Here is a 24,825-nt window from a genome sequence, read left to right on the forward strand (position 1 = left end):
GCACACACGACCCGGAGCTTCAGCTTCGCCCCGCAACCAGGCCGAATCCGCGGCGTGCCCAACGGCGTTGGATCAGCCCGTCACCGCGCCCTTGTTGGCGGGCAGCGCGAGTGCCGAATACTTCGCGAGTACGCCACGCGTGTAGCGCGGCTTCGGTTGCTGCCATGCCGCGCGGCGACGCTGCAATTCGGCGTCGTCGATGTTCAGTTGCAGCAGCAGCTTATGCGCGTCGATCGTGATCGAGTCGCCTTCCTGCACGAACGCGATCGTGCCGCCCACGAACGCTTCCGGCGCGACGTGACCGACCACCATGCCCCACGTGCCGCCCGAAAAACGGCCGTCGGTGATCAAGCCGACGCTTTCGCCGAGACCCTTGCCGATGATCGCGGAAGTGGGCGCGAGCATCTCCGGCATGCCGGGGCCGCCCTTCGGGCCGAGATAGCGCAGCACCACCACATCGCCGGCGACGATCCTGTCGGCCAGGATCGCTTCCAGCGCGCTTTGCTCGTCGTCGAACACGCGGGCCGGGCCGGTGATGACCGGGTTCTTCAAGCCGGTGATCTTGGCGACCGCGCCGTCTTCGGCGAGATTGCCCTTCAGGATCGCGAGGTGGCCTTCGTTGTACAGCGCCTGCTCGATCGGGAAAATCACCTGCTGGTCGGCGCGCGGCTTGCCCGGCACGTCTTTTAGTTCCTCGGCGATCGTCCTGCCGGTGATCGTGATGCAGTCGCCGTGCAAAAGACCCGCGTCGAGCAGGATCTTCATGACTTGCGGAATGCCGCCGGCCTTGTGCAGATCGGTCGCGACGAACTGGCCCGACGGCTTCAGGTTGCAGATCACCGGCACCTTCTTGCGCATGCGCTCGAAGTCCTCGATGCTCCATGCCACTTCGGCCGCGTGCGCGATCGCGAGGAAGTGCAGCACGGCGTTGGTCGAGCCGCCCGTGGCCATGATCACGGCCACGGCGTTTTCGATCGACTTCTTCGTGATGATGTCGCGCGGCTTCAGATCCTTCTTGACCGCTTCCACCAGCACGCGTGCCGATTCGGCGGCCGAGTCGACCTTTTCCTGATCGGGATTGGCCATCGTCGACGAGTACAGCAGCGACATGCCGAGCGCCTCGAACGACGAACTCATCGTGTTGGCGGTGTACATGCCGCCGCATGAACCCGTCGACGGACACGCGTTCTTCTCGACCCCTTCGAAATCTTCCTGCGACATGCGGCCGGCCGTGAACTCGCCCACTGCCTCGAACGACGACACGATGGTCAGGTCCGTGCCCTTCCAGTTGCCCGGACGGATCGTGCCGCCGTACACGTAGATGCTCGGCACGTTCGCGCGCAACATGCCGATCATGCCGCCCGGCATGTTCTTGTCGCAGCCGCCGATCACGACCACGCCGTCCATCCACTGGCCTTGCACGCAGGTCTCGATGCAGTCGGCGATGACTTCGCGCGACACGAGCGAGTACTTCATGCCTTCGGTGCCCATCGACATGCCGTCCGAGATCGTCGGCGTGCCGAAGATCTGCGGATTCGCATCGGCGGCCCTGACCGCGGCGACGGCCGCGTCGGCCAGACGCTGCAGGCCGGCGTTGCATGGCGTGATGGTCGAATGGCCGTTGGCGATGCCGATCATCGGCTTGTCGAAGTCTTCCTTCTGATAGCCGAGCGCGTAGTACATCGAGCGGTTCGGCGAACGCGCCACGCCTTGCGTGATGTTCTTCGAACGACGGTTGTATGCCATGGGGAACTCCAGTCTGTTTTGTTTTGACCCGGGCTGCAGGTTCGCCGCGGACCTTGTCGATGCGCTTGCCGGCGGGTGCCGCCGGCGCGTCAGTTCAGTGTAGTTCCGACGCGTCGCGCAAGGATGCGGTTTTGCAAAGCGCCTGTCCAATATATTATTCGGGCTCGACTAGGTCGTAAAATCTATTAATCATGCTGCCCGCCATTCCCGACTTGCGCCAGTTGCGCTATTTCGTCACCGTCGCCGAAGAAAAGCACTTCGGCCGCGCCGCCGCGCGCCTTTCGATGACGCAGCCGCCGTTGTCGCAGGCGATTCGCGCGCTGGAGGAGACGCTTGGCGTCGAACTGTTCGCGCGCACCAAGCGCTCGGTCGAACTCACGCCGGTGGGCGCCGATCTGCTGCCCGAGGTGCAGCGCCTGCTGGCGAGCGCCGAGGGCTTGCGGCCGCTCGCGCAAAGCCTCGCGCGCGGCGAGGCGGGCGTGCTGTCGCTGGCGTTCGTCTCCACCGCGGACTACGGCTTGCTGCCGCTGCTGCTGCGCGATTTCGGCGCGAGGCATCCGCGTGTGCGGCTCGAATTGACCGAAGCCACCAGCGACGTGCAGGTGGACGAACTGGTAGCCGGGCGCATCGACGCAGGGCTCGTGATCGCGCCGCTGCCGTCGCGTCATGCCACGCAACTCTCGTGGCTGCCGATTGCCCGCGAGCCGCTGGTGATTGCGATGTCGACGGAACTGGCGCAGCGGCTAGGCGCCGCCGCCGGGTCCGATGCGGACCCGCAGGCCGAGTGGCTCGACACGCCCGTCAGCCTGCGCGACGTCGCCGACGCGCCGCTCGTGATCTTTCCAAGGCGTTTGGCGCCGGGCTTTTATGACATCATTATGGATTGCTACGGCGTGGCGGGCCTCGCGCCCCGCGTCGGCCAGGAGGCGATCCAGATGCAGACCATCGTGAGCCTCGTCTCGGCGGGAATGGGTGTCGCACTGGTGCCGCAATCGTTGCGTAATCTGCGCCGCACCGGCGTCGTGTACCGGCCGCTCTCGGAGTCGGTGCCCGCGATCGAAACGGGGCTGGTCTGGCGCACCGCGGAGGTGAGCCCGGTGCTCGCGGGCTTCATCGAAATCGTGCGCGCGCATGCGGCCACTGTCGAGGCGCAGTCCATGCCGCGTCTTTAGCAGCGGGGCGGCCGCGAACGCATTGCGCGCCGCACCGTCCAACGCATGCGCCGCCCGCTGCGTGCACCGCTTTCCGCCATTCGACAATCGCTTGAACAATCCGCTTCTGAACCTGAACCGCCCATAACAACACGATGCTCATTCACCCGAATTTCGACCCCATTGCCATTCATCTGGGGCCGCTCGCCGTGCGCTGGTACGGCCTCATGTACCTCGTCGCGTTCATCGCGGCGATCGTGGTCGGCCGGCTGCGGCTGCGCTTGCCGTATGTCGCCGCACAAGGCTGGACCGCGAAGGACATCGACGACATGCTGTTCTACGGCGTGCTCGGTACGATTCTCGGCGGCCGGCTGGGCTATGTGCTGTTCTACAAGGCGAGTTTTTATTTCGCGCATCCGCTCGACATCTTCAAGGTGTGGGAGGGCGGCATGTCGTTTCACGGCGGCTTTCTCGGCGTGACGGTGGCCATGGCGCTGTTCGCGCATCAGCGCAAACGCTCGTGGCTGCAAGTCACCGATTTCGTCGCGCCGATGGTGCCGACGGGGCTCGCGGCGGGACGCCTCGGCAACTTCATCAACGGCGAGTTGTGGGGCCGCGTGACCGACCCGGCCGCGCCGTGGGCGATGCTGTTTCCGGGCGCCGCGCCGGAAGACGCCGCATGGCTCGCCGCGCATCCGCAGCTTGGCGCGCAATGGCATCTGAGCGAAGTGTTCACGCAATATCACATGCTGCCGCGTCATCCGTCGCAGTTGTATGAGATCGCGCTGGAAGGTGTCGCATTGTTCTTCGTGCTGTTCTTCTTCTCGCGCAAACCGAAGCCGCTGGGCGCGATTTCGGCGGTGTTCCTGATCGGCTACGGCCTCGCGCGTTTCACGGTGGAATTCGCGCGCGAACCGGACGACTTCCTTGGGCTGCTGGCAATGGGGCTGTCGATGGGGCAGTGGCTGTCGCTGCCGATGATCGTCGCGGGCATCGCGATGCTGGTGTGGTCTTATCGCCGGGCGCGACGCGAACCGGCGGTGGCGGCGGGCGCGAACTGAGCGCCGCCCTATCTGTTGTCTTCGTAGTCAATTAAAAAGCCACGGCATGCCGTGGCTTTTTAACAGCGGTGCGTGAGATTCAGCGCAAAACGCGTTACTTCATTTGCACCGAACCCGATACGTTGACCGTCACGGTCGACGTGCCGCCTTCGATCGGCATGGGCGCCGAGACCTTGGCGTCGGCGCTCATGGCGCGCGCGCTCATCATCATCATGGGGCGCGGAATGACGCCGTTGTGTCCGACGTTGACCTCACGAATCGAATAACCGCCGTAGCCGAACGCTTGCGCCGACGAAGCGGCCTGCTCGCGGAACGACTTGATGGCCTCGCCGGTGAGCTTCTGTTCCGCGGCGCGCTGCGCTTCGGGCGACAGCGAGAACTGTACGTTGCCGACTTGCATGATCGATGCCAATTGGCCCGCGAGCTTCGAAGCCGCGGCGAAGTCGCGCGACTTGAGCACGACCTCGGTGCGGCCGCGCCATGCGGAAATGCGCCCGTCACGATCGGTGGACGGATAGATCGAGAACGAACCCGTGCGCGCCGTCACCTCGTTCACGCCCTTGGCTTTTTGCAGCGCCGAGTCGGCGCGCTGATTCAACGTCGACGTGAGCGCCGACGGATCCTTCGCTTCCTGCTCGTAGAACAGCGTGATGTCGACCACGTCTTGCGGCACGTCCGCGCTGGCCTGTGCGTTTAGCGACAGCACGCCCGCCGGCTGATACTGCGGCGCGTTCTGCGCGCGAGCCACGGCCGGCGTGAGCGCAAGCGCGGTGGGAGCGATGCATGCGAGAGCGAGCGCGATTGCACGTGCGGTGTTTTTCTTCATTGTTGGACTCCTTGCCTGAACAGGTGATGCACGATCGGAGCGAACGCCGCGCATTGGCGACGCCATCGGCATGAGCCAATGGCACGGCGTTTGCGGTCCAGCGTTTGCGAGTCCGTTAGGCGCTTGTAACCTGAGCTTGGTTCCCTAATTTGACGTTGCCTGACAGGCTTGATCCTTGCTGCGCGCAGTTCGGCGCATGGATTGCGCCGTAACGTGCCGCGTGCACGTGCAATGTCAAATGAGTCGTTGGGTGATGAAGCGCCATTCGGCTTCGGTCACCGGCGTAATCGATAGGCGGTTGCCTTTGGCGAGCACGCGCATGTCCTTCAACCCTTCGTGCTCGCGCAATGCGGCAAGCGGAATCAGCGGAATCTTCTTCTTGAACACGACGTCGACGAGCATCCAGCGCGGCGTTTCCTGCGACGACTTCGGGTCGTAGTAGGGACTCTTCGTGTCGAACTGGGTGGGGTCCGGATAAGCGGTGGACGATACCTCGGCGAGCCCCGCAATGCCCGGCTCGGGACAACTCGAGTGATAGAACAGCACGCCGTCGCCGACCTGCATCATGTCGCGCATGAAATTGCGCGCCTGATAGTTGCGCACGCCGGTCCACGGCAACGTGCGGTGCGGTGCGTTGGCGAGATGGTCGATGCTTGCTTCGTCCGGTTCGGACTTCATTAGCCAGTAGCGCATGAATCGAATTGGAACGTTAAGGGTTTGAAGATGCGGAAGAAAATCGAGGCCCAAAGAAAAACGGCACCGAACCGAAGTCCGATGCCGTTCCAAATAAGGTCCCCGCCTTAGCCGCTAGGCCGGCATCCTGAACCGGGGGTTCAGAATTGGTCGCAGTTAGCAACACTTCGGGTACATCAGACAGAGTGACGCGCACACCCGTGCTACAAATTTCCGCAACCGTGCACATGGCATTGGTTCAAGGAATATATGACCTTGGCGAACCAGGCAGGGAAGCTAAACCGATGAAACTAAAACGATGGAATTCAAACGTTTGCCGAGTCTTATTGACTACCGCTCATGCACTTCGCTTGAATCCGCAGCCAATCTCGCGACCGGCCACTAGATAGTTATTGCATGCTGTACTGCTCGATCACAGTACCCAGTTGCTCGTTCATTTGATGCATTGTACGCCGGATTTCCTCAGCGGGAAATGCTTCTCCGTGCCGCACGCTGCTTTGCAGCTTAAGCAGTTCCGATGCCAGCGACAACGCAGCCATGACGGCAATGCGATCCGTGCCGCGCACGTTGCTGTTATTGCGGATCTTCGACATTTCGGCGTCGACACGCGCGACCGCTTCAAGCAGTGCGCCTTCTGTTTCAGCCGAGCAGGCGAGACGATAGGGCACGCCGAGAATCGACACTTCGATCTGCTTCGTGGTCATGCGTTTTCTCCGTGGCGGGTCACGTCGCTCCCGGTTTCGGCTTGATGCTGAGCGGGCTCGAGCAGATCGAGCTGGTTGTCCGGCTCATTGTGCGCGCGTGCCCGCGGCAGTTTCTCGAGAATCGCATTCAGCCGCACCTGGGCGTCGTCGATCTTGGCCGACAGTGCGTCGCGTTCCGCTTGCAGCGCATCGCGTTCCTCGCGAAGCATTGCAAGTTCCGTGCGCGTGGCTTCGACTTCGGCGCGTGATTGGGCGAGCTGCTCTTCGAGCGCGAGGCGCGCTTCGTTGTGGCGCTGGCTGATCGCGATCAGCTTGCCGATGTTCTGTGAAAGTGTTTCGAGTTCGGTGAGCATGTGCTGCGTCCTCTAAAGACATCGCATTTTAGCGCGGAATATCGCGGGTTCCGACATTTGTCTCGTTTCGAGACGTAACAACCTCGCTTTATGCAGGCATTGATCGACCATATGATGAAAAAGTACTCGCGCATCGGACAATAACCCGCACTTAACCGAACAGATCGCGCAACGATCAACGATTCTTGACGGGCTCGGGGGCCGCTCCTAAACTGGCCGCACTCTGGTGCCCGCGCGCGCTTTCATAGTGCGCGCAGTTAAACGGGAAGCAGGGCGCGTCGTTCGCCAGAACGCGCGAACCTGCGCTGCCCCCGCAACGGTAAGCGACCGCATTCATCATGCAGGTCGGTCCTGATCGCGTGTTCGAAGCTGAACGTGCGAGTGTGCCACTGCGCGTCACGCGTGGGAAGGCGGGATCGATGTGTCGCCAGCCCGGATACCGGCCAGAGGGAGAGGAACGTCCGCGAAAACGTTGAAAAGCGCGGGCGCCTCGTTACGCATCGGCCTGCGGGGAAGCGGGCCGCGCACGTTACCCACAGGAATGTCATCCCATGCTGTCCCCCATCGCTCGCGCGGCGTGGCTCGTTTTTGCGGGCGTGCCGCTCGTCGTGCACGCTCAGGCCGCTGCTGTTTCCACCTCTTCCGATGCGTCTTCTTCCACCTCGTCCGCGGCTGCCGCGGCTGCAGGTTCATCGCCCATCGTGTTGTCGCCGGTGGTCGTCACGGCGGGGCGTGGCCCGCAAGCGCTCGCCGACGCGATTCCGCCGACGGCGCTGTTCGATCAGCAGGACATCGCCGACAGCACCGCGACCGACTTGCCCGGCCTGCTGCAACTCGCCCCCGGCGCGCAAATCTCGCGTACAGGTGGCCCTGGTTCGACCACGAGTCTGTTTTTGCGTGGCGCGTCGTCGACGCAATCGCTGGTGCTGATCGACGGCGTGCGGGTCGACTCGGTGACCCTCGGTACATCGCAACTCGCGCAGATCCCGCTCGACCAGATCGATCACGTGGAAGTGGTGAACGGCAACGGGTCCGCGCTATACGGTTCGGGCGCGATCGGCGGCGTGGTGCAGGTGTTCACGAAAGACGGTGGCGACCATCCTCCGCGTTTCAACTTTTCGGTGGGCTACGGCAGCTATCACACGCAGACGCAGCAGGCCGGCGTGAACGGCGCATTGGATAAGGACGGCGCCACCACCTTCAACCTGTCGCTCGCCCGTTCGAAGGACGACGGCTTCTCGTCGCTGAATCCGCGCGAGGCGCCGCAAGCCAATCCGAACGCAAACGGCTATCTGAACGAAAGCATTTCGGCTTCGCTGCGTCACAGGTTCAACGACCAATGGAACGCGGGCGTCACGTATTTCCAGTCGAACGGCAACAACAGTTACGACAACGCGTATGGCGTGCCGACCGATTCAAACAATCTGTATAGCAAGGTGCGTCAGATGTCGGTGTTCGCGAACGGCAAGCTGACCGATTGGTGGACCACCCACTTCATCGTCTCCGAAGGCGACGACCGCAGCGTGTCGAAAACCAACGGCATCTATAACGGCCGCTTCGATACCGACAATCGCCAGTACACGTGGCAGAACGATTTCACGTTCGCCGCGCAGCAGAAGTTGCAGGTGGGCTATGAGCATCTCGATCAAAGCCTCGACTCGGATACGTTCGCGGCGCCGGATCGTCATGTGGATTCGGGTTTCGTCGGCTATACGGGGCGCTTTGGGCGCAACCAGATTCAGGCCAATGTGCGGCGCGACCAGTATTCCGATTTCGGCGGAGCGAACAGTTACTATCTCGGCTACGGTTTCGACATCACCGGCCATTGGAAGGCGACTGCAAGCTATTCGGATTCGTTTCGCGCGCCGAGCTTCGACGATCTGTACTATCCGTACAGCGGCAACGCGTCGATCGAGCCGGAGCGCAGTCATTCGATCGAGGCCGCGTTGCAGTACGCGTCGAACGCGCTCGGCGTGATGCGCCTGAGCGCGTTCCAGACGCGCTATTCGAATCTGATCGATTATCAGCAGGTGACGCCCGGCATCTATCTGGCCGAGAACGTCGGGCATGCGAAGGTGCAGGGACTCGAAGGATCGTGGAGCGGCCATGTCGGCAAGACGGACGTGCGCGCGTCGTTGACGCTGCAAAATCCCGTCGACCTCGACAAAGATGCCGACCTTCTGCGGCGCGCGCGGCGTTTCGGATCGCTCGCGGTGAATCGCAGCATCGCCTGCTGGCGCGTGGGCGGCGAGTGGATCGTGAGCGGCGCGCGCGAAGATAGCAGCGGCAAGCTGGGCGGCTACGGTGTGGTGAATCTGTCGGCGCGCTACAACATCACGAAAGCGTGGTACGTGGCCGCGCAAATCCACAACCTGTTGAACAAGGACTATGAAACGGCCTACTCGTATAACTCGCCCTGGCGCGGTGCGTATGTCACGGTTGGCTGGCAGCAGCAGTGACGAACGTTCCTGCATGAGCACGCGCCGATGAACCGCGGTTCGAGTTCGACCACCCCAACCACGAGCACGATGCGCGTCATGAATGCGAAGCGTGCCGCCGCGATCTGGCTTGCGCTCGCGGTGGTCGCGCTCGTCGTGTTGATGGCGTCGCTCGCACTGGGCAGCGTGGCGCTTCCGCCCGGCCGCGTGTTGGCGGCGCTGATGCCCTCGTCCTCGGCGCATGGCGGGTCCGCCGATCTGACCGCCGAGATCGTTCGCACGCTGCGTTTGCCGCGCGCGTTGGCGGGCTTCGCATGCGGCGCGTTGCTCGCGTTGGCCGGCGCGCTACTGCAAGTGCTGTTGCGCAATCCGCTGGCCGAACCCTACGTGTTAGGCGTGTCAGGCGGCGCGGCGACGTTCGCTCTCGTCGCGATGATCGCGGGTGGCGCGTGGTGGATCGTCGACGCCAGCGCATTCGCCGGCGCGTTCGTGTCGATCCTGCTGGTGCTCGGCCTCGCGCGCCGCGAGCTGTGGCGCGGCGAGCCGCAGGATACGTCGCCGCGTTTGCTGCTGACCGGCGCGGTGATCGCGGCGGGCTGGGGCGCACTCATCACGTTGCTGCTGAACCTCGCGCCCGACAATCGCTTGCGCGGCATGCTGTTCTGGCTGACCGGCGATCTCAACGGCGGGGCGATGCCGTGGACGGCGCTCGCCGTGCTCGCCGTCGCGCTGCTTGCGATCGTGCCCGCCGCGCCGCGGCTCAATGTCCTGTTGCGCGGCGATGCCGCCGCGCAAGCGTTGGGCGTCGCCGTGGTGCCGCTGCGCTTGCGCGTGTACCTGGTGGCGTCGCTGGCGGCGGCTGCGGCGGTGACCACCGCGGGCACGATCGGCTTTGTCGGCCTCGTGGTGCCGCATATGCTGCGGCTCGCGTTCGGCAACGATCAGCGCATGCTGCTGCCCGCTGCGGCGCTCGGCGGAGGCGTCGCGGTGATGGGCGCCGATCTGATCGCGCGCACCGCGATAGCGCCGGCGCAGTTGCCGGTCGGCGTGATCACCTCGATCATCGGCGTGCCGGTGTTTCTGTGGATGCTGCTGCACAGGCGCCGATGATGAAAGCACACGACGCCTCCCACGCCGCGCTCAGCGCGCAACGCCTGACCTTGCGTGCCGGCACGCGCACCTTGCTCGAAGCGTTCACGCATACGTTCTACGAAGGCGAACTCTGGTGCGTCGCCGGCCCGAACGGCGCGGGCAAGACGACGCTGCTCGCCACGCTCGCGGGTCTGTTGCAGCCGTCGGCGGGTCAGGTCGAACTCGACGGCGTGCGCCTGGCCGACTGGCAACCGCTGCCGCTCGCGCAACGCCGCGCGCTGATGCCGCAAAGCGCAGCGGACGCGTTCAGTGCGAGCGTGCTCGACATCGTGATGCTGAATCGCTTCCCGCATCTGACCGGCTGGGGCTGGGAGCGCGAGGCCGATCGCGACGCCGCGCATGCCGCGCTGGAATTGCTGGGCCTCGCCGCATTCGCCACGCGCGACGTGTTGTCGCTCTCGGGCGGCGAGCGTCAACGCGTGGCGCTCGCCGCGGTGTTATGTCAGGACGCGCCGTTGCTGCTGCTCGACGAACCGCTGTCGCATCTCGATCTGCACCACCAGATCGATTGTCTCGAAGCGCTGGGCGGGTGGGCGCATGAGCCTGGGCGTACAGTGCTGTTTTCCTGTCACGATCTGAACCTCGCGCGCCGCTTCGCGACCCATGCGCTATTGCTCGACGGTGACGGCGGCGCTTACGCCGGACCGGTGCACGACGTGCTGACCCCCGCGCTGACGAGCCGCGCATTCGGCTATCCGTTGATCCTGATTCGCGACGGCGAACACGAGGCGCTGATTCCCGCGCCGCGCTGAGCGCTTTGTCAAAACCTTCCTTTTAAAAAACCTTATGACTTCCTTGCCACGCTCGTCGGGATTATTCGAAGTCGAACCGCTCGATCAAACGCTGCGCGACGACCTGCAACACATCATCGACACCAAGACCAAGCCGCCGGGCAGTCTTGGACGGCTCGAGGCGCTCGCGCGCCAGATGGGCCTGATTCAGCGCACGACGCATCCCACCGTCGAGCGCCCGGCGCTGATCGTATTCGCCGGCGACCACGGCATTGCCGATGAAGGCGTGAGCCCCTATCCGCAAGCGGTGACCGCGCAGATGGTCGCGAACTTCCTGGCTGGCGGCGCGGCGATCAACGCATTGAGCCGCGTTGCCGGCATCGAGCTCGAAGTGGTCAACGCCGGCATTGCGACACCGTTGCCGTCGTCGGAAGGTCTTGTCGACATTCCGGTCGCGGCCGGCACGCGCAACTTCGCGCGTGAACCCGCGATGACCCGCGACGACGCGCTGGCCGCGATGCAGGCGGGCGCGGCGCGCGTGCGGCATCACGCGGCGCTCGGCAGCAACGTGATCGGGTTCGGCGAGATGGGCATTGCGAACACCTCGTCGGCCGCCTGTCTGATGAGCCGTTTGTGCAACGTGCCGATCGAAGAATGCGTCGGCCGCGGCACCGGGCTCGACGACGCGGGGCTTGCGAAAAAGCGCGACGTGCTCGCGTCGGCGCTCACCCGTCACGCCGTTTCCTCCGATCCGCTCGACGTGCTCGCGACCTTCGGCGGCTTCGAGATTGCGATGATGGCGGGCGCGTATCTCGCGGCGGCGCAAGCGCGCATGACGATTCTGGTCGACGGCTTCATCGCCAGTTCGGCCCTGCTGGTCGCCGATGCGTTCGCGCCGAACGTGCGCGAGTACTGCGTGTTCGCGCATGCGTCGAACGAGGCGGGGCATCGGCGCATGCTCGATCATTTCGGCGCGCAGCCGTTGTTGTCGCTGGATATGCGTCTCGGCGAAGGCACCGGCGCGGCGCTCGCGGTGCCGCTGCTGCGCGCGGCGGCGGCGTTCGTCAACGAGATGGCGAGCTTCGAATCGGCCGGCGTCGCGAATCGCGATGCGTGATCCATCGTCTCGAAACCTGCCTCCGGCCCACCCATGAATCCGCTCGCCGAACTGCGCTATTTCTTCACCGCGCTCGGTTATTTCACGCGCGTGCCCGTGCCGCGCTGGGTCGGTTATGAGCCGCACTATCTGAATGCGGCGGCGCGTTATTTTCCGCTCGTCGGTTTGTTGGTCGGCGGATCGAGCGCGCTGGTCTATCTCGCGGCGCTGCGTGTGTTTCCAGCGGGGGTCGCGGTGCTGTTGTCGATGGCCGCGTCGCTGCTCGTCACCGGCGCGTTTCACGAAGACGGTCTCGCCGATTGCGTCGATGCGTTCGGTGGCGCCTATACGCGCGAGAACGTGCTGCGCATCATGCACGATTCGCGCATTGGCGCGTTCGGCGCGATCGCGCTCGTGATCGCCCTGGCGCTGAAGTGGCAAACGCTTGCCGCGTTGCCGCCGATGCGCGCCGCGGGCCTGATGATCGGCGCGCACGCGGCGAGCCGCGCATTCGCGATCAGCTATCTGGCCACGCTCGACTACGTGCGCGCGGAAGGCAAGGCCAAACCGGTCGCGCAGCGCCTCTCCGCGCCCGCGTTGCTTTGTGCGGCGCTATTCGGTTTGCCGTGGTTGCTGTGGCCGAATGGACCTGCTTCAGCGGATTGGCGTTTCGCGGCCGTGACGCTGCTCGTCCTGGTGGCGCTGCGCTTCGCAATGGGCCGTTATTTCGTGAGACGACTCGGCGGCTATACCGGCGATTGCCTCGGCTTTGCGCAGCAGGTCTTCGAATTGAGCATCTATCTCATGGGGCTCGCATGGATATCGTCCTGATTCGTCACCCCGCCGTCGTGGTCGATGCCGGCGTCTGTTACGGCCAAAGCGACGTCGCGCTCGTCGAGGATGCCGACGTGTCGTCGGCGGCGCTCGCGTTGCGGCTCGCCGCGTTGCAGGTGCCGGCGCCGCGCGTGTTGATGTCGAGTCCGTCGACGCGCTGCGCGGCGCTCGCGGCGGCGATGTCGAACGATTTCGGCTGCGCGCTCAGTCACGACGATCGTCTGAAGGAGATGAACTTCGGCGACTGGGAAGAGCGGCGTTGGGATGCGATCGATCGCGAGTTGCTCGACGACTGGGCGGCCAACTTCGAGCACGCGCGGGCGCACGGTGGCGAAAGCGTGACGCAATTCGTCGCGCGGGTGCGCGCGTGGTTCGACGCGTTCGCGCAAACGCGCGAGCTGACGCCGGCTTACGTGGTCACGCATGCGGGCGTCATGCGGGCCATCGCGTCGCTGGTGCTGGACGTGCCGTTGGAGCGCTGTCTGCGGTGGTCGCTCGATATGACCGGGATTGTCTGGCTGCGTCGCGATGACGAGGCGCGGCAGTGGTCGTTGGTGCGGTGGAATGCGTGAGCGGATTCGAGCAACGATTAGTCCGCGCCAACGCTGCATTCAAATTGCGCCACCTCGTTTTGACTTGCGTGCCACTTTTCTCGAAAATTTGTCACGATATCGCGTTTCGTGCCACTTTGTGCCGCTGGATTTGGCACGAAACCCGTGTTCCGTGCCATAATTCTTGGAAAGGTGGCGCTATTCCGTGCTAATCGCGCCACTTCGACTGCACGGTGGCGCGTATGAACAGCAATGGCATCAAACAGGAACTGGATCTGATCGAGCAGCTCATCGCCGCAAGCGCTGAGGGCCAAGGCGTGCGCGCGCTCGCCGCGGCCGTTGCCGCACGCGGGCATCCCATGCCCCGGCGCACGCTGCAACGCCGGCTCGACGGGCTGCTCGAAGCCGGCCGCATCGGCTCGGAAGGCGCGGGACGGGCGCTCGTCTACACGCGAGTGCCCGCTTCCAGCGACGCCGTTCTTCCGGCGCAGCCCACCGGCAGCGCAAGCACCGCGAGCGAGGCTTATGTGCCGGTCTCGAGCGACGGCCTCGAAGTGCGCGCGGAGGTGAACCGGCCGCTCCACGAACGCCGGCCGGTCGGCTACAACCGCGCTTTTCTGGAGCGCTATCGTCCGAATCAGGATGCTTATCTATCGCAGTCACAGCGCGAGCGGCTTCACGAGTGGGGGCGCACGTCGGCGGATGCGCGGCCGGCGGGCACTTATGCGCGCGACATCATGGGCCGGCTTCTGATCGATTTATCGTGGGCGTCGTCGCGGCTGGAGGGCAATACCTACACGCGGCTCGATACGGTGCGGTTGATCGAGCAAGGGCAGATCGCGGAGGGCAAGGACGCGCAGGAAACGCAGATGATCCTGAACCACAAGGCCGCGATCGAAATGATCGTTGAGAGCGCCGACGAGGTGGGCTTCAACCCTTTCACCGTCCTGAACCTTCACGCGATCCTCTCCGACAACCTGATGTCGGACCCGTTCGCGAGCGGTCGCTTGCGCGTGCGCGAAGTGGAGATCAGCGGCACCGTGTTTTTTCCGCTCGCCGTGCCGCAGCAGATCGCGGAATGCTTCGAGGCGCTGCTGAACAAGGCCGCGCAAATCGACGATCCCTTCGAACAGGCCTTTTTCAGCATGGTGCACCTGCCGTACCTGCAACCGTTCGAGGACGTCAACAAGCGGGTCTCGCGTTTGACCGCGAACATTCCGTTGATTCGCGAGAATCTGTGTCCGCTATCGTTCGTGGACGTTCCGCGGAAGGCGTATATCGAGGGCACGCTCGGCGTCTACGAAACCAATCGCGTCGATCTGTTGCGCGACGTTTTCATGTGGGCCTACGAGCGTTCGTGCCAGCGCTATCTGGCGATTCGCCAATCGATCGGCGAGCCGGACGCATTTCGGCTCAAGTATCGCAATGCGTTGATACAGGTGGTGCAGGAGGTGATTCGCGGCGGCCTCGCGGGCTCGCGGAGCGAGGTTGAAACACTCGCGCGCGAGCGGGTGAGCGCGGGCGACCTGTCGTCGTTTGTCGACGCGATCCAGTCCGATCTCGATCACCTTTATCCCGGCAACGTCGCGCGTTACAGGCTTCGGCTATCCGAGTTCGAACACTGGCCGTTCAAGCGCGCCGAGACCGCGTTACGTTGATGTCATTTCCGGCGTGAGCGCGCCACTTCGAGGTCTTCGCACAGTTGCCTTGCGCCTTGAGCGATACGCGGCGCCGGCCGGTTGATCAGATCGCCGTCGATGGCGAACAGGTTGTTGTTCGCCACCGCGCTCAGGCTCGGCCAGGCGCGCCATACGCCGAGCTGCGGCAACGTGGTGTCCGGTCTGGTCGCGCCGGGCGCGGCCGTGACGATCGCTTCCGGGTTCGCGGCGAGCACCGCTTCGGTCGAGACGGTCGGCACCAGTGGTTCGAGTTTGGCGAATACGTTGCGGCCTCCGCATAGCGCGATTACGTCGCTGACCATGTGCTCGCCGTTGAGCGTCATCAACGGTTGATCCCACACCTGATAGAACACGCTGACGGGCGGCCGGCTCGCATATTGCGCGCGCAATCTCGCGATGTCCCGGCGGTATTCGGCCGCCGCTTTATCCGCAGTGGTTGAGGTGCCCAGCAATTGCCCGAGCCTGGTCAGCGATACGGCAATGTCGTCGAGATGATGCGGCTCGCTGAAGTACAACGGCACGTGCATCTCGCGCAACCGATCCAGTTGACGCTGCGCATTGCCATGCCGCCACACGACGATCAGATCGGGCTTCAACGCGACGATGCGTTCCAGGTCGAGCGCCTTGTTGTCGCCGACGCGCGGCACTTGCTTCGCTTCAGGCGGATAGTCGCTGTAGGAGACGGCGCCGACCAGTTTCGCGCCGCCGCCCGCGGCATACAGCAATTCGGTGACGTGCGGCGCCAGGCTGATTACCCGTTGCGCGGGAGCGGCAAGGGTGACGCCGGCGCCGGTGTCGTCGGTGACGGTGATCGCGGCGTGGGCGTGCAGCGTGGCAACGCAGAAGAAGACGGTGAGGGCGAAGCGGGTCATCGAGTGGCGGCGCGTTGGTCGCGCGAGGCGGGTGAATCGGACAACGGTTCCTGTTATTCGCATCGTTGGCTTTGATCCGCTGTCACGGGGAATCGATCTCTCGAACCGCCTCGCGCAAGCTTTCGTCGAAGCGCGCCCATTCCGGTTCGTTCGCGGGCAGGCCGACACGCACGCTGCCCGACGGCGTGAACAGCCGCGTCCACACGCCGCGCCGGGCCAACGCTTCATGCAAGGCGGCGGCGCGTGCGTCGTCGGTCCATGCGAAGAGCGGCGTGCCGCGCGTGTTCAGACCTTGCGCATGCAGCAGTTTCACGAGGCGCGCGCTTTCGGCATCGAGCCGCGCGCGCATCTCGCGTTGCCACGCCTCGTCGTCGAACGCGGCTTTCACGGCGTGACGCGCCGGACCGCTGACCGTCCACGCACCGAGCGTGCGGCGCAACGCATCGAGCAACGCGGGCGCGGCGAGCACGAAACCCGCACGCACGCCCGCGAGGCCGAAGAATTTTCCCGGCGAGCGCAGCACGATCAAGCCGTCGCGATTCGTGCTGGCCGCGAGCGATTGCGAGGGCATCGTATCGGCGAACGCTTCGTCGACGAGCAACGTGCCGCCGCGCGCGCTCAATTGCGCATGCCAGTGCAACAGCTTGCCGGCGCTCAGATGCTCGGCGGTGGGATTGTTCGGATTCACGATGGCGACATGCGTGAGCGCGTCGGGCAAGATTTCGCGGGACGCATCGAGCGGCATGACCTCATGGCCGGCCCGCTCGAAAGCGGGCGCGTATTCGCTGTACGTGAGCGCCGCGATGCCGACGCGTGCGCGTGGCAGCAGCGAGGGCAGCGCGCGAATCGCCGCCTGGCTTCCGGCAACGGGCAGCACATGTTCCGCGTCCGGCGCGCCGTAATATCGCGCGGCGCAGGCGGCGAAGCCGTCGCCTTCGTCGGGTAGACGGCGCCAGGCGTCGGCGGGAAGGGGCGGCACCGGATAGCCGTGCGGATTGATGCCCGTCGAAAGATCGAGCCACTGCGCGTACGGAATGCCATACCGTTGCGCCGCTTCGTACAGATTGCCGCCGTGAACCACGGCATGGATGGCAACGCCGCCAGCGGTGATTGAATCGAGCATTCGATCAGCCATGAAACGGCACGCTCAGCAACGCCAGCACGATCAGCACCGCCAGCCAGAGGACGAGCGTGCGTTCGACCAGCATCAATGCCGCCACGATGTGAGCGGCTTTCGCCGGATGTCCGAAGCCGAGCGTCGGCCTGTCCTCGAGCACGCCGTGATAGACCGCCGGCCCGCCGATCAACACGTTCAGGCTGCCCGCGCCCGAGGCCATGACCGGTCCGGCGTTCGGGCTGTCCCAGCGCGCGGCCTGCTCGCGCCAGCAGCGCCATGCGGTGCGCGTGTCGCCCAGCAGCGCGTAGCTCGCCGCGGTCAGCCGCGCGGGAATCCAGTTGAGCACGTCGTCGAGGCGCGCGGCCGCCCAGCCGAAGCGCAAATAGCGCGGCGTGCGATAACCCCACATCGCATCGAGCGTGTTGGCGAGACGAAACGCGAGCGCGCCCGGACCGCCCGCGATGGCGAACCAGAAGAGCGCGCCGAAGATCGCGTCGTTGCCGTTTTCGAGCGCCGATTCGACGGCGGCGCGCGAGAGCGCGGCTTCGTCGGCCTGACTGGTGTCGCGCGACACGATGCGTGAAGTCAGCAAGCGCGCCTGCGCGAGATCGCGTTGCGTGAGAGCCTGCGCAATCGGCGCGATGTGATCGTGCAGGCTGCGTGCGCCGAGCGCGAACCACAACAGCACGACATGCACCGCGCAGGCCGCAAAAAACGGCAGCGCCGCGACCAGCCACCAGGCGATCAACACGGGCGGCATGACCGCCAGCGACCACGCGAGCAGTCCCTTGAGCCGCAAGCGCCGGCCGCGGTTATGACGCGCTTCGAGCCGCATCGCCCATTTGCCGAAAACCACCAGCGGATGCGCGGTGCGCGGCTCGCCGAACCAGCGGTCGATGACGACGCCCGCAGCCGTCAGCGTGACGATGAGAGGCAGCGACAGCATCACGCGCCGCCGGCTGTTTTCAGCGCGAGCGGCAAGCCCGCGACCATCATCGTGACGTGGCGGCTCAACGCGGCGACGCGCTGATTGAGCCGCCCGAGTTCGTCGACATAGAGGCGCGTGGCCGCGCCGAGCGGCACCACGCCGAGGCCGATTTCATTGCTGACCACGATGAGCTTGCCTCTTGCGTTGACGAGCGCCGTTTCGAACGCGGCGCAATGCGCCTGATAGCGGTCGACGGGCAGGCCGTCGCCTTCGGGCGGACACAGCAGGTTGGCGAGCCACAGCGTCAGGCAGTCGATCAGAATGCAGTGGCCAGGCGCGTCGAGTTGCGCAACCGCGCCAGCGAGATCGACGCTCGCTTCGTGCAACCGCCAATGCGCCGGACGCCGCTCGCGATGATGCGCGATGCGCGCGCTGAATTCGGCGTCGCCGGACACACGCGCGGTGGCGATGTACGTGACGGGCAGGGCGCTGTCGCTCGCAAGCCGTTCGGCGTGCACGCTCTTGCCCGAACGGGCGCCGCCGAGAACGAAGGTGAGGTCGCGGGAAGTCATCGCGTGATTGTACCGGCGCGATGGGATAATGCCGCGTTCAAGCGCGCGTTGCTGCGTTGCCGTGGGCCGATGCGTCGCCGGCTATCGCGCCGTCGTTCGCCGCCGCGTTGCTGCGAAGTTGCCGCTTCATGTGTTCTTCACCGCCGAGCCCGACATTCACGTGACCACCAATTCGACCCCGCATGACGCCGTACCCGTGCCGCGCGGCACGCTGATGATTCAGGGCACCACCTCCGATGCGGGCAAGAGCACGCTGGTCGCCGGATTGTGCCGGCTCGCGCGCCGCGCCGGGGTGCGGGTCGCGCCGTTCAAGCCGCAGAACATGGCGCTCAACAGCGCGGTGACGGTCGACGGCGGCGAGATCGGCCGCGCCCAGGCTCTGCAGGCGGTAGCCGCCGGCATCGCCGCGCACACCGATCTGAACCCGGTGCTGCTCAAGCCGACGAGCGACCGCGGCGCGCAGGTGATCATCCACGGCAAGGCGCGCATGAATCTCGATGCGCGCGCGTATCACGACTACAAGCCCATCGCGTTTGAAGCCGTGCTGGCATCGTATGCGCGTCTGCAGGCGGCGTACGACACGATTTTCGTCGAAGGCGCGGGCAGTCCCGCCGAGATCAATCTGCGCGAACGCGATATCGCCAACATGGGTTTCGCGGAAGCCGTCGATTGCCCCGTCGTGCTGGTGGCCGACATCGACCGCGGCGGCGTGTTCGCGCATCTGACCGGGACGCTCGCGTGTCTGTCGGCAAGCGAGCAGGCGCGGGTGCGCGGCTTCATCATCAACCGTTTTCGCGGCGACGTCGGTCTGCTGAAGCCGGGGCTCGAGTGGCTCGAGGCGAAGACCGGCAAGCCGGTGCTCGGCGTCGTGCCCTACCTGCACGGACTCACGCTCGACGCGGAAGACATGCTGCCGCCCGAATTGCGCGCCGCGAACAGCGACGCGGGGCGCATGCTGCGCGTGGTCGTGCCGGTGCTGCCGCACATCAGCAACCACACCGATTTCGATGCGTTGCGCGCGCACCCCCAAGTCGATTTTCATTATGTGCGCAGCGGCACGCCGCCGCCGTCCGCCGATCTGATCATCCTGCCCGGCTCGAAGAACGTGCCGGGCGATCTGGCGTTTCTGCGCGCGCAAGGCTGGGATGCCGTGCTGCAAAGGCATCTGCGCTACGGCGGCCGGGTGATCGGGATTTGCGGCGGCATGCAGATGCTCGGGCGCGAAGTGGCCGATCCGCATGGCGTGGAAGGCTCGCCGGGCACCTTCGCGGGCCTCGGCTGGCTCGATTACTCGACGGTGCTCACGCGCGAAAAGACGCTGAGGAACGTGACCGGGCGCCTCGCGTTGCCCGGCTCGCCGGCGGTGGCCGGCTATGAGATTCACATGGGCGAGACGCAAGGCCCGGCGCTGGAGACGCCGGCGCTGCGGTCGGTGCAATCGGTGCAACCGGTGCAACGAGACACGGCGCATGGGACGCAAGAGGCGCACTCCGACGGCGCGTTTTCCGCCGATGGCCAGATTCTCGCCACCTACGTGCACGGTCTGTTCGACACGCCCGACGCATGCGCCGCGCTGCTTGCGTGGGCCGGTTTGAGCGATGCCGCGGCAATCGACTATCCGGCGCTGCGGGAGGCGTCGTTGGATCGGCTGGCGGATACGCTCGCCGAGCATCTTGATCTTTCGAAGCTCTTTGCGGCGATCGGGTGATTTGGAATCGGGTGAGCGTCGCGATTAGATCTTCACGGGAAATAATCAAAGCCTGAGTGGCGGTTTTTCGCTGCATCCGGTTCGAATACAGTCCTCGTGTTAGCGGCCGGTCGCCGGCCGCTTCTCTTTCAAGGATCTCTCATGAACCCGAATCGCTCCGCCGACCTGGCCGCTTTCATCCTCCGGCTCGCCCTGGGCGTGCTTTATCTCGCGCACAGCCTGCAAAAGATCTTCGTTTTCACGCTGCCCGGCACGGCGCAGTTCTTCGTGTCGCTCGGCCTGCCGGGATGGCTCGGCTACGTGACGGCGTTCGTCGAACTGATCGGCGGCATTGCGCTGCTGCTCGGCGTGCAGGTCCGCTGGGTCGCGCTGGTGCTGCTGCCGTTCATGCTCGGCGCGACCTCGCAGCATCTGCATAACGGATGGGGTTTCGCGTCGCCGCACGGCGGATGGGAGTATCCGGCGTTCTGGGCGGTGACCTTGGTGGTGCAGTCGCTGCTCGGTGGCGGCGTGCTGGCGCTGGGTGGGCAGAAGGCGGGGCGCGTGGCGGCTGCTTGATGCTTTGGGTGACGGTTGTTTTGATCGGCGCCCCCAATGCGCCCGCGCCCTCAACCGCGAGACAACAAAAAGCACGCGCCGTGAGGCCGCGTGCTTTTTCCAATGGCGCCGCCTTGCCGCGCCGCCCCTATCCGCCGATCAGTACAGCACGATCTGCGTGCAGCGAAACAGCGCCATCGTCTTGCCGTCGGGATCCGTGACCGTGGCGTCCCACACCTGCGTGCTGCGCCCCAGATGCACACCCTTGGCGACCGCGCGGATCGTGCCTTCGGTGGTCGTCCCAAGAAAATTGCTTTTCAGCTCGATGGTCGTGAAGTTGCGCGCGGTCGGCGGCAGATGCGCGAGGCAGGCATAGCCGCAAGCGGTGTCGGCGAGCCCGATCACCGTGGCCGCATGCAAAAAGCCGTTCGGCGCGAGCAATTCGTCGCGCACGGTCAACTCCGCGGTCAACGTGCCTTGCTCCAGCGACAGCACATGCACGCCCAGCAAGCCCGGCAGCCTGCCCTCCTGGCGTTCGTGCAGACGCTCCACGGTGTATTCAGGGCGAAGTTTGCTCATGAAATTCGGTCCTCGAAGGAAAATCGGCGCTGCCGGAGTGATCAATTAGCCGTTGCGGGGCTTCGACCCCGCTGCATTTGTCGATATTATCAACGGCTGGATCGGCGGGTGAACCTGAATCCGGTCAGGATCGGGGCTCATCGGCGCAAGTCAGAGCAAACAGCGCGGCAAACCGGCTGGCAGTGTCCAGCCTTCTTTCCGGGAGAATTCATGACGGTGATCGTGGTGGCGAATCCGAAGGGCGGCGTGGGTAAAAGCACGTTGTCGACCAATCTGGCCGGCTATTTCGCGGCGTCCGGCGAATGGGTCGCGCTGGCCGATCTGGACAAGCAGCAGTCCGCGCACGCCTGGCTGTCGCTGCGGCCCGACACGCTGCCAGCCATCGAAACCTGGGAAGTCGACCCCGAAACGCCGGCCAAGCCGCCGCGAGGATTGGAGCACGCGGTCGTCGACACGCCGGCCGGCTTGCATGGCAATCGGCTGGGCATCGCGCTTGATCTGGCCGACAAGGTAATCGTGCCGCTGCAGCCGTCGATGTTCGATATTCTCGCCACGCAAGAATTTCTTGAGCGGCTGGCGAAGGAAAAGGCGGTCAGGAGAGGCGCGATCGAGATCGGCGTGGTCGGCATGCGGGTCGATGCGCGCACGCGCTCGGCGGAGCAGTTGCACCGCTTCGTAGAAGGTTTGAAGCTGCCGGTGCTGGGTTATCTGCGCGACACGCAGAATTACGTGCAACTGGCCGCGCACGGCCTGACCTTGTGGGACGTCGCCAAAAGCCGCGTGGAGAAGGATCTGGAGCAGTGGCAGCCGATCCTCGAATGGACCAGCAAGACGGGCAAGAAGGCTTGAGGGCTTGAGGGACAAAGAGCAGGCGGCGTGGCCGCCCGCTGCATGTGGCTGTGTGGCGTTGAGAAGCGGCGCGAGTGAACTACGGCCTCAAGTCCAGTTTTGCGTCGGCACGTGATCGCGGCTGCCCTTGATCTTGTTGTGCTCGTCGACGAACACGAGGTCCGGCTTCCAGCCCGCCTTCAGTTCCGCTTCATCGACCACCGCGAACGCCGCGATGATCACCAGATCGCCGAGCTGCGCGCGCCGCGCGGCCGAACCGTTCAGCGAAATCATGCCGCTGCCGCGTTCGCCCTTGATCGCGTAGGTCGAGAAACGCTCGCCGTTGTTGATGTTCCAGATGTCGATGCGTTCGTTTTCGACGATGTTCGCCGCTTCCAGCAAATCCTCGTCGATCGCGCACGAGCCTTCGTAGTGCAGTTCGCAATGCGTGACCGCGACGCGGTGGATCTTCGACTTCAGCATGTTGCGTTGCATGACCAATCCCTTGTGGCTTCCTGTCCGTTTCTACGCGACGTAAGACGATTTCAGATTTCGAGGTTGTCGATGAGGCGAGTCGTGCCGAGCTTGGCGGCGGCCAGCACCACCAGTTCGGCGTTGGCGTCTTGCGGTCCCGGCGGGAGCAGATTCGAGCGCTTGCGCACCGCGACGTAATCGGGCTGCCAGCCGCGCGCGGCCAACGCCGTCATCGCCGCCTGTTCGAGCTTGGCGAAGTCGCGCTCGCCGGACAGCACCGCGTCGCGCACGCGATTGAGTTCGGCGGCCAGCCTCGGCGCCTCGGCGCGCTCGGCGGCCTGCAAAAAGCGGTTGCGCGAGCTGAGCGCGAGGCCGTCGGCGTCACGCACGGTTTCGGCGGCGATGATGTCGGTGGGCAGCGCGAACTGGTGGCACATGCTGCGCACGATCATCAACTGCTGGTAATCCTTCTTGCCGAACACGGCGACGCGCGGCTGCACGCACGACATCAGTTTCATCACCACCGTGCACACGCCCTGGAAGAAGCCGGGGCGGAATTCACCTTCGAGAATGTCGCCCAGATCGTGCGGCGGATGCACGCGGTACTCCTGCGGCTCCGGATAGAGGTCTTTTTCCGTCGGCGCGAACAGCACGTAGACGTTTTCCTTTTGCAGCTTCTCGATGTCGGCTTCGAGCGTGCGCGGGTATTTGTCGAAGTCCTCGTTCGGGCCGAACTGCAGCCGGTTGACGAAGATGCTCGCCACCACCGGATCGCCGTGCTGACGCGCGAGACGCATCAGCGACAAATGGCCTTCATGCAGATTGCCCATGGTCGGCACGAAGGCGGTGCGATTCTGGCCGCGCAACTGGTCGCGCAATTCATGGATCGAGCTGATGACTTTCATGATCGGACTGGAAATTCCTGGCGCGACGCGAGACTGGGTTGGTGCGAAAAATCAGCTTTTCGCGCGGCCCGCCGCCTCACTGGTGATGAAAGGTTCGGAGCGCGGGATTGTAGTGGATTTGCGCCGCTGGCGCACCGGAACGAGGCATGCGGGCCGCGCGTGGTGCACGGATCGGCGCATGGCTCGCGGCTTCATGCCGGCAGATAGGCAAGGCGCACATAGATCGGCGCGAACGGCTCGGCCTGAGTGATTTCGACGAGCGACTCGCGGCACAGTTCGAGCACGGCAATGAAATTCACGACCACCACCGGCACGCCCTTGCTCGTGTCGAACAGGTCGGCGAACTCCATGAAGCGCGCGTTCTGCAATTGCCGCAGGATCGAGCTCATATGCTCGCGCACCGACAATTCCTCGCGCGAAATCTTGTGATGCTGAACCAGCTTGGCGCGCTTGATCACGTCGGCCCACGCGGCGCGCAGGTCTTCGCTGTTCACGTCCGGAAAGCGCGGCGTGATGCTTTGTTCGATATAGACCTCGGCGCGCAGGAAGTCGCGCCCGAGCTGCGGCAACTGGTCGATGCGCTGCGCGGCGAGTTTCATCTGCTCGTATTCCAGCAGGCGGCGCACCAGTTCCGCGCGGGGGTCCTCGGCTTCCTCGCCGCTGTCCGCCTTCTTCACCGGCAGCAGCATGCGCGACTTGATCTCGATCAGCATCGCGGCCATCAGCAGATATTCCGACGCGAGTTCGAGATTGGTCTGGCGCAACTGCTCGACGTAGCCCAGGTACTGCACCGTGACGTCCGCCATCGGAATGTCGAGCACGTTGAAGTTCTGCTTGCGGATCAGGTACAGCAACAGATCCAGCGGTCCTTCGAACGTTTCGAGAAACACCTCGAGCGCGTCCGGCGGAATGTACAGGTCGGTCGGCAGCTTGAAGAGCGGCTCGCCGTACAGGCGCGCGAAGGCGATGCCGTCGACGGTGTCCGGCGTCGAGTCGGTGGTGGGCGCGGCAAGCGCGGCGTCGCCGGCGGCCGGCCGTGCGCCGTGTGCCTCGTCGGCGTGACTCACGCGCTTAGAAGTTTTGATAGTACGAGTAAGGCGTCTGTTCGACGCGCGAGGCTTTCTGCTCGGCGCGTTCTTCCAGGTCGATCGGCTGTTTGTCCCACAGCAGCGCGCGGCCGCGGCGTTGTTCGGCCTCGAGGCTGGGCTTCTGTTGCTTGAGCTGGTTCAGGAACTGGGTGATGTCCGATTGATACATGGCTCGACGTCCGTGGTGTGGGAAATGGCGGCG

Annotated in this window: 26 protein-coding genes, 1 other RNA gene and 1 riboswitch; of the genes, 12 read left to right on the forward strand and 15 right to left on the reverse strand. The window is 64.8% G+C overall.

Annotated features, from left to right (window positions below; all coding sequences use genetic code 11):
• Positions 1-72: 72 nt before the first annotated feature.
• A complete protein-coding gene (gene ilvD, locus CUJ90_RS03625; RefSeq protein ID WP_114162005.1) occupies positions 73-1,746 on the reverse strand; it encodes a dihydroxy-acid dehydratase in 1,674 nt (557 codons plus the stop codon).
• A gap of 191 nt (positions 1,747-1,937) precedes the next feature.
• Here ilvD and CUJ90_RS03630 point away from each other — a divergent pair, with 191 nt between their 5' ends.
• Together CUJ90_RS03630 and lgt are read left to right on the forward strand one after the other, a co-directional pair.
• Complete coding sequence (locus CUJ90_RS03630) at positions 1,938-2,918, forward strand: LysR family transcriptional regulator (protein WP_114162006.1); 981 nt, start codon at positions 1,938-1,940, stop codon at positions 2,916-2,918.
• Between the two features lie 134 nt (positions 2,919-3,052).
• On the forward strand, positions 3,053-3,958 hold the full coding sequence (gene lgt / locus CUJ90_RS03635) for a prolipoprotein diacylglyceryl transferase (protein WP_073431955.1): 906 nt from the start codon (positions 3,053-3,055) through the stop codon (positions 3,956-3,958).
• 94 nt (positions 3,959-4,052) lie between these two features.
• On the opposite strand, the gene CUJ90_RS03640 is transcribed toward lgt, so the two are convergent.
• The 5 genes from CUJ90_RS03640 to CUJ90_RS03660 form a co-directional block, all read right to left on the reverse strand.
• Positions 4,053-4,784, reverse strand: a complete 732-nt coding sequence (locus tag CUJ90_RS03640; RefSeq protein ID WP_073431956.1) for an SIMPL domain-containing protein — start codon at positions 4,782-4,784, stop codon at positions 4,053-4,055.
• Between the two features lie 234 nt (positions 4,785-5,018).
• Complete coding sequence (locus tag CUJ90_RS03645; protein WP_114162007.1) at positions 5,019-5,477, reverse strand: EVE domain-containing protein; 459 nt, start codon at positions 5,475-5,477, stop codon at positions 5,019-5,021.
• A 95-nt stretch (positions 5,478-5,572) separates the two neighbouring features.
• A non-coding RNA gene (gene ssrS, locus CUJ90_RS03650) (6S RNA) lies at positions 5,573-5,754 on the reverse strand.
• A gap of 112 nt (positions 5,755-5,866) precedes the next feature.
• Entirely contained in the window at positions 5,867-6,181 is a 315-nt protein-coding gene (locus CUJ90_RS03655; protein WP_073431958.1) for a cell division protein ZapA, read from the reverse strand.
• Entirely contained in the window at positions 6,178-6,534 is a 357-nt protein-coding gene (locus CUJ90_RS03660; RefSeq protein ID WP_073431959.1) for an ATPase, read from the reverse strand. The genes CUJ90_RS03655 and CUJ90_RS03660 overlap by 4 nt, the downstream gene beginning before the upstream one ends.
• A gap of 207 nt (positions 6,535-6,741) precedes the next feature.
• A riboswitch (cobalamin riboswitch) is annotated at positions 6,742-6,996 on the forward strand.
• Between the two features lie 89 nt (positions 6,997-7,085).
• On the opposite strand from CUJ90_RS03660, the gene CUJ90_RS03665 reads away from it, so the two are divergent.
• The 7 genes from CUJ90_RS03665 to CUJ90_RS03695 all read left to right on the forward strand — a co-directional run bounded on the left by CUJ90_RS03665 (position 7,086) and on the right by CUJ90_RS03695 (position 14,994).
• Positions 7,086-8,993: a TonB-dependent receptor plug domain-containing protein gene (locus CUJ90_RS03665; RefSeq protein ID WP_114162008.1), complete on the forward strand. Its 1,908-nt coding sequence runs from the start codon at positions 7,086-7,088 to the stop codon at positions 8,991-8,993.
• A gap of 27 nt (positions 8,994-9,020) precedes the next feature.
• On the forward strand, positions 9,021-10,082 hold the full coding sequence (locus tag CUJ90_RS03670; protein WP_114162009.1) for a FecCD family ABC transporter permease: 1,062 nt from the start codon (positions 9,021-9,023) through the stop codon (positions 10,080-10,082).
• Entirely contained in the window at positions 10,079-10,876 is a 798-nt protein-coding gene (locus CUJ90_RS03675) for an ABC transporter ATP-binding protein (protein ID WP_114162010.1), read from the forward strand. The genes CUJ90_RS03670 and CUJ90_RS03675 overlap by 4 nt, the downstream gene beginning before the upstream one ends.
• Before the next feature lie 34 nt (positions 10,877-10,910).
• Positions 10,911-11,972, forward strand: a complete 1,062-nt coding sequence (gene cobT / locus CUJ90_RS03680; RefSeq protein WP_114162011.1) for a nicotinate-nucleotide--dimethylbenzimidazole phosphoribosyltransferase — start codon at positions 10,911-10,913, stop codon at positions 11,970-11,972.
• Between the two features lie 33 nt (positions 11,973-12,005).
• Complete coding sequence (locus tag CUJ90_RS03685; protein WP_083085811.1) at positions 12,006-12,782, forward strand: adenosylcobinamide-GDP ribazoletransferase; 777 nt, start codon at positions 12,006-12,008, stop codon at positions 12,780-12,782.
• Entirely contained in the window at positions 12,767-13,357 is a 591-nt protein-coding gene (gene cobC / locus CUJ90_RS03690) for an alpha-ribazole phosphatase (RefSeq protein ID WP_083085813.1), read from the forward strand. The genes CUJ90_RS03685 and cobC overlap by 16 nt, the downstream gene beginning before the upstream one ends.
• Positions 13,358-13,578: 221 nt before the next feature.
• A complete protein-coding gene (locus CUJ90_RS03695; RefSeq protein ID WP_114162012.1) occupies positions 13,579-14,994 on the forward strand; it encodes a Fic family protein in 1,416 nt (471 codons plus the stop codon).
• Positions 14,995-14,996: 2 nt separating this feature from the next.
• Here CUJ90_RS03695 and CUJ90_RS03700 read toward each other — a convergent pair whose 3' ends face one another.
• From CUJ90_RS03700 to cobU, 4 genes are all read right to left on the reverse strand, one after another.
• Positions 14,997-15,887 (reverse strand): cobalamin-binding protein, encoded by an 891-nt coding sequence (locus CUJ90_RS03700; RefSeq protein ID WP_114162013.1) that lies wholly within the window; start codon positions 15,885-15,887, stop codon positions 14,997-14,999.
• A gap of 82 nt (positions 15,888-15,969) precedes the next feature.
• Complete coding sequence (cobD, locus tag CUJ90_RS03705) at positions 15,970-17,010, reverse strand: threonine-phosphate decarboxylase CobD (RefSeq protein WP_114162014.1); 1,041 nt, start codon at positions 17,008-17,010, stop codon at positions 15,970-15,972.
• Between the two features lie 4 nt (positions 17,011-17,014).
• Positions 17,015-17,950, reverse strand: a complete 936-nt coding sequence (cbiB, locus tag CUJ90_RS03710) for an adenosylcobinamide-phosphate synthase CbiB (RefSeq protein ID WP_114162015.1) — start codon at positions 17,948-17,950, stop codon at positions 17,015-17,017.
• Positions 17,950-18,504, reverse strand: a complete 555-nt coding sequence (cobU, locus tag CUJ90_RS03715) for a bifunctional adenosylcobinamide kinase/adenosylcobinamide-phosphate guanylyltransferase (RefSeq protein WP_114162016.1) — start codon at positions 18,502-18,504, stop codon at positions 17,950-17,952. Before cobU ends, cbiB begins: the two co-directional genes overlap by 1 nt.
• A gap of 214 nt (positions 18,505-18,718) precedes the next feature.
• On the opposite strand from cobU, the gene CUJ90_RS03720 reads away from it, so the two are divergent.
• Entirely contained in the window at positions 18,719-20,212 is a 1,494-nt protein-coding gene (locus CUJ90_RS03720) for a cobyric acid synthase (RefSeq protein ID WP_244220006.1), read from the forward strand.
• A gap of 141 nt (positions 20,213-20,353) precedes the next feature.
• Positions 20,354-20,770: a DoxX family protein gene (locus CUJ90_RS03725; protein WP_114162017.1), complete on the forward strand. Its 417-nt coding sequence runs from the start codon at positions 20,354-20,356 to the stop codon at positions 20,768-20,770.
• A 138-nt stretch (positions 20,771-20,908) separates the two neighbouring features.
• On the opposite strand, the gene CUJ90_RS03730 is transcribed toward CUJ90_RS03725, so the two are convergent.
• Positions 20,909-21,328, reverse strand: a complete 420-nt coding sequence (locus CUJ90_RS03730) for a PaaI family thioesterase (protein WP_073431971.1) — start codon at positions 21,326-21,328, stop codon at positions 20,909-20,911.
• Positions 21,329-21,538: 210 nt separating this feature from the next.
• On the opposite strand from CUJ90_RS03730, the gene CUJ90_RS03735 reads away from it, so the two are divergent.
• Entirely contained in the window at positions 21,539-22,177 is a 639-nt protein-coding gene (locus tag CUJ90_RS03735; RefSeq protein ID WP_114162018.1) for a ParA family protein, read from the forward strand.
• 87 nt (positions 22,178-22,264) lie between these two features.
• Here CUJ90_RS03735 and panD read toward each other — a convergent pair whose 3' ends face one another.
• The 4 genes from panD to CUJ90_RS03755 form a co-directional block, all read right to left on the reverse strand.
• Positions 22,265-22,651, reverse strand: coding sequence for an aspartate 1-decarboxylase (gene panD, locus CUJ90_RS03740; RefSeq protein ID WP_073431973.1), 387 nt, complete (start codon positions 22,649-22,651; stop codon positions 22,265-22,267).
• A 50-nt stretch (positions 22,652-22,701) separates the two neighbouring features.
• Positions 22,702-23,535: a pantoate--beta-alanine ligase gene (panC, locus tag CUJ90_RS03745; RefSeq protein WP_073431974.1), complete on the reverse strand. Its 834-nt coding sequence runs from the start codon at positions 23,533-23,535 to the stop codon at positions 22,702-22,704.
• Between the two features lie 191 nt (positions 23,536-23,726).
• On the reverse strand, positions 23,727-24,602 hold the full coding sequence (locus tag CUJ90_RS03750) for a segregation and condensation protein A (RefSeq protein ID WP_073431975.1): 876 nt from the start codon (positions 24,600-24,602) through the stop codon (positions 23,727-23,729).
• A gap of 4 nt (positions 24,603-24,606) precedes the next feature.
• Positions 24,607-24,792: a DUF3460 family protein gene (locus CUJ90_RS03755; protein WP_073431976.1), complete on the reverse strand. Its 186-nt coding sequence runs from the start codon at positions 24,790-24,792 to the stop codon at positions 24,607-24,609.
• Between the last annotated feature and the right edge of the window lie 33 nt (positions 24,793-24,825).

It is taken from the genome of Paraburkholderia terricola, from assembly GCF_003330825.1.
Lineage (GTDB): Bacteria > Pseudomonadota > Gammaproteobacteria > Burkholderiales > Burkholderiaceae > Paraburkholderia > Paraburkholderia terricola.

Coding starts and splice junctions, on each gene's coding strand:
- ilvD (WP_114162005.1), bottom strand. CDS start 1,746: ATGGCATACAACCGTCGTTCGAAGAACATCACGCAAGGCGTGGCGCGT.
- CUJ90_RS03630 (WP_114162006.1), top strand. CDS start 1,938: ATGCTGCCCGCCATTCCCGACTTGCGCCAGTTGCGCTATTTCGTCACC.
- lgt (WP_073431955.1), top strand. CDS start 3,053: ATGCTCATTCACCCGAATTTCGACCCCATTGCCATTCATCTGGGGCCG.
- CUJ90_RS03640 (WP_073431956.1), bottom strand. CDS start 4,784: ATGAAGAAAAACACCGCACGTGCAATCGCGCTCGCTCTCGCATGCATC.
- CUJ90_RS03645 (WP_114162007.1), bottom strand. CDS start 5,477: ATGCGCTACTGGCTAATGAAGTCCGAACCGGACGAAGCAAGCATCGAC.
- CUJ90_RS03655 (WP_073431958.1), bottom strand. CDS start 6,181: ATGACCACGAAGCAGATCGAAGTGTCGATTCTCGGCGTGCCCTATCGT.
- CUJ90_RS03660 (WP_073431959.1), bottom strand. CDS start 6,534: ATGCTCACCGAACTCGAAACACTTTCACAGAACATCGGCAAGCTGATC.
- CUJ90_RS03665 (WP_114162008.1), top strand. CDS start 7,086: ATGCTGTCCCCCATCGCTCGCGCGGCGTGGCTCGTTTTTGCGGGCGTG.
- CUJ90_RS03670 (WP_114162009.1), top strand. CDS start 9,021: ATGAACCGCGGTTCGAGTTCGACCACCCCAACCACGAGCACGATGCGC.
- CUJ90_RS03675 (WP_114162010.1), top strand. CDS start 10,079: ATGATGAAAGCACACGACGCCTCCCACGCCGCGCTCAGCGCGCAACGC.
- cobT (WP_114162011.1), top strand. CDS start 10,911: ATGACTTCCTTGCCACGCTCGTCGGGATTATTCGAAGTCGAACCGCTC.
- CUJ90_RS03685 (WP_083085811.1), top strand. CDS start 12,006: ATGAATCCGCTCGCCGAACTGCGCTATTTCTTCACCGCGCTCGGTTAT.
- cobC (WP_083085813.1), top strand. CDS start 12,767: ATGGATATCGTCCTGATTCGTCACCCCGCCGTCGTGGTCGATGCCGGC.
- CUJ90_RS03695 (WP_114162012.1), top strand. CDS start 13,579: ATGAACAGCAATGGCATCAAACAGGAACTGGATCTGATCGAGCAGCTC.
- CUJ90_RS03700 (WP_114162013.1), bottom strand. CDS start 15,887: ATGACCCGCTTCGCCCTCACCGTCTTCTTCTGCGTTGCCACGCTGCAC.
- cobD (WP_114162014.1), bottom strand. CDS start 17,010: ATGCTCGATTCAATCACCGCTGGCGGCGTTGCCATCCATGCCGTGGTT.
- cbiB (WP_114162015.1), bottom strand. CDS start 17,950: ATGCTGTCGCTGCCTCTCATCGTCACGCTGACGGCTGCGGGCGTCGTC.
- cobU (WP_114162016.1), bottom strand. CDS start 18,504: ATGACTTCCCGCGACCTCACCTTCGTTCTCGGCGGCGCCCGTTCGGGC.
- CUJ90_RS03720 (WP_244220006.1), top strand. CDS start 18,719: ATGATTCAGGGCACCACCTCCGATGCGGGCAAGAGCACGCTGGTCGCC.
- CUJ90_RS03725 (WP_114162017.1), top strand. CDS start 20,354: ATGAACCCGAATCGCTCCGCCGACCTGGCCGCTTTCATCCTCCGGCTC.
- CUJ90_RS03730 (WP_073431971.1), bottom strand. CDS start 21,328: ATGAGCAAACTTCGCCCTGAATACACCGTGGAGCGTCTGCACGAACGC.
- CUJ90_RS03735 (WP_114162018.1), top strand. CDS start 21,539: ATGACGGTGATCGTGGTGGCGAATCCGAAGGGCGGCGTGGGTAAAAGC.
- panD (WP_073431973.1), bottom strand. CDS start 22,651: ATGCAACGCAACATGCTGAAGTCGAAGATCCACCGCGTCGCGGTCACG.
- panC (WP_073431974.1), bottom strand. CDS start 23,535: ATGAAAGTCATCAGCTCGATCCATGAATTGCGCGACCAGTTGCGCGGC.
- CUJ90_RS03755 (WP_073431976.1), bottom strand. CDS start 24,792: ATGTATCAATCGGACATCACCCAGTTCCTGAACCAGCTCAAGCAACAG.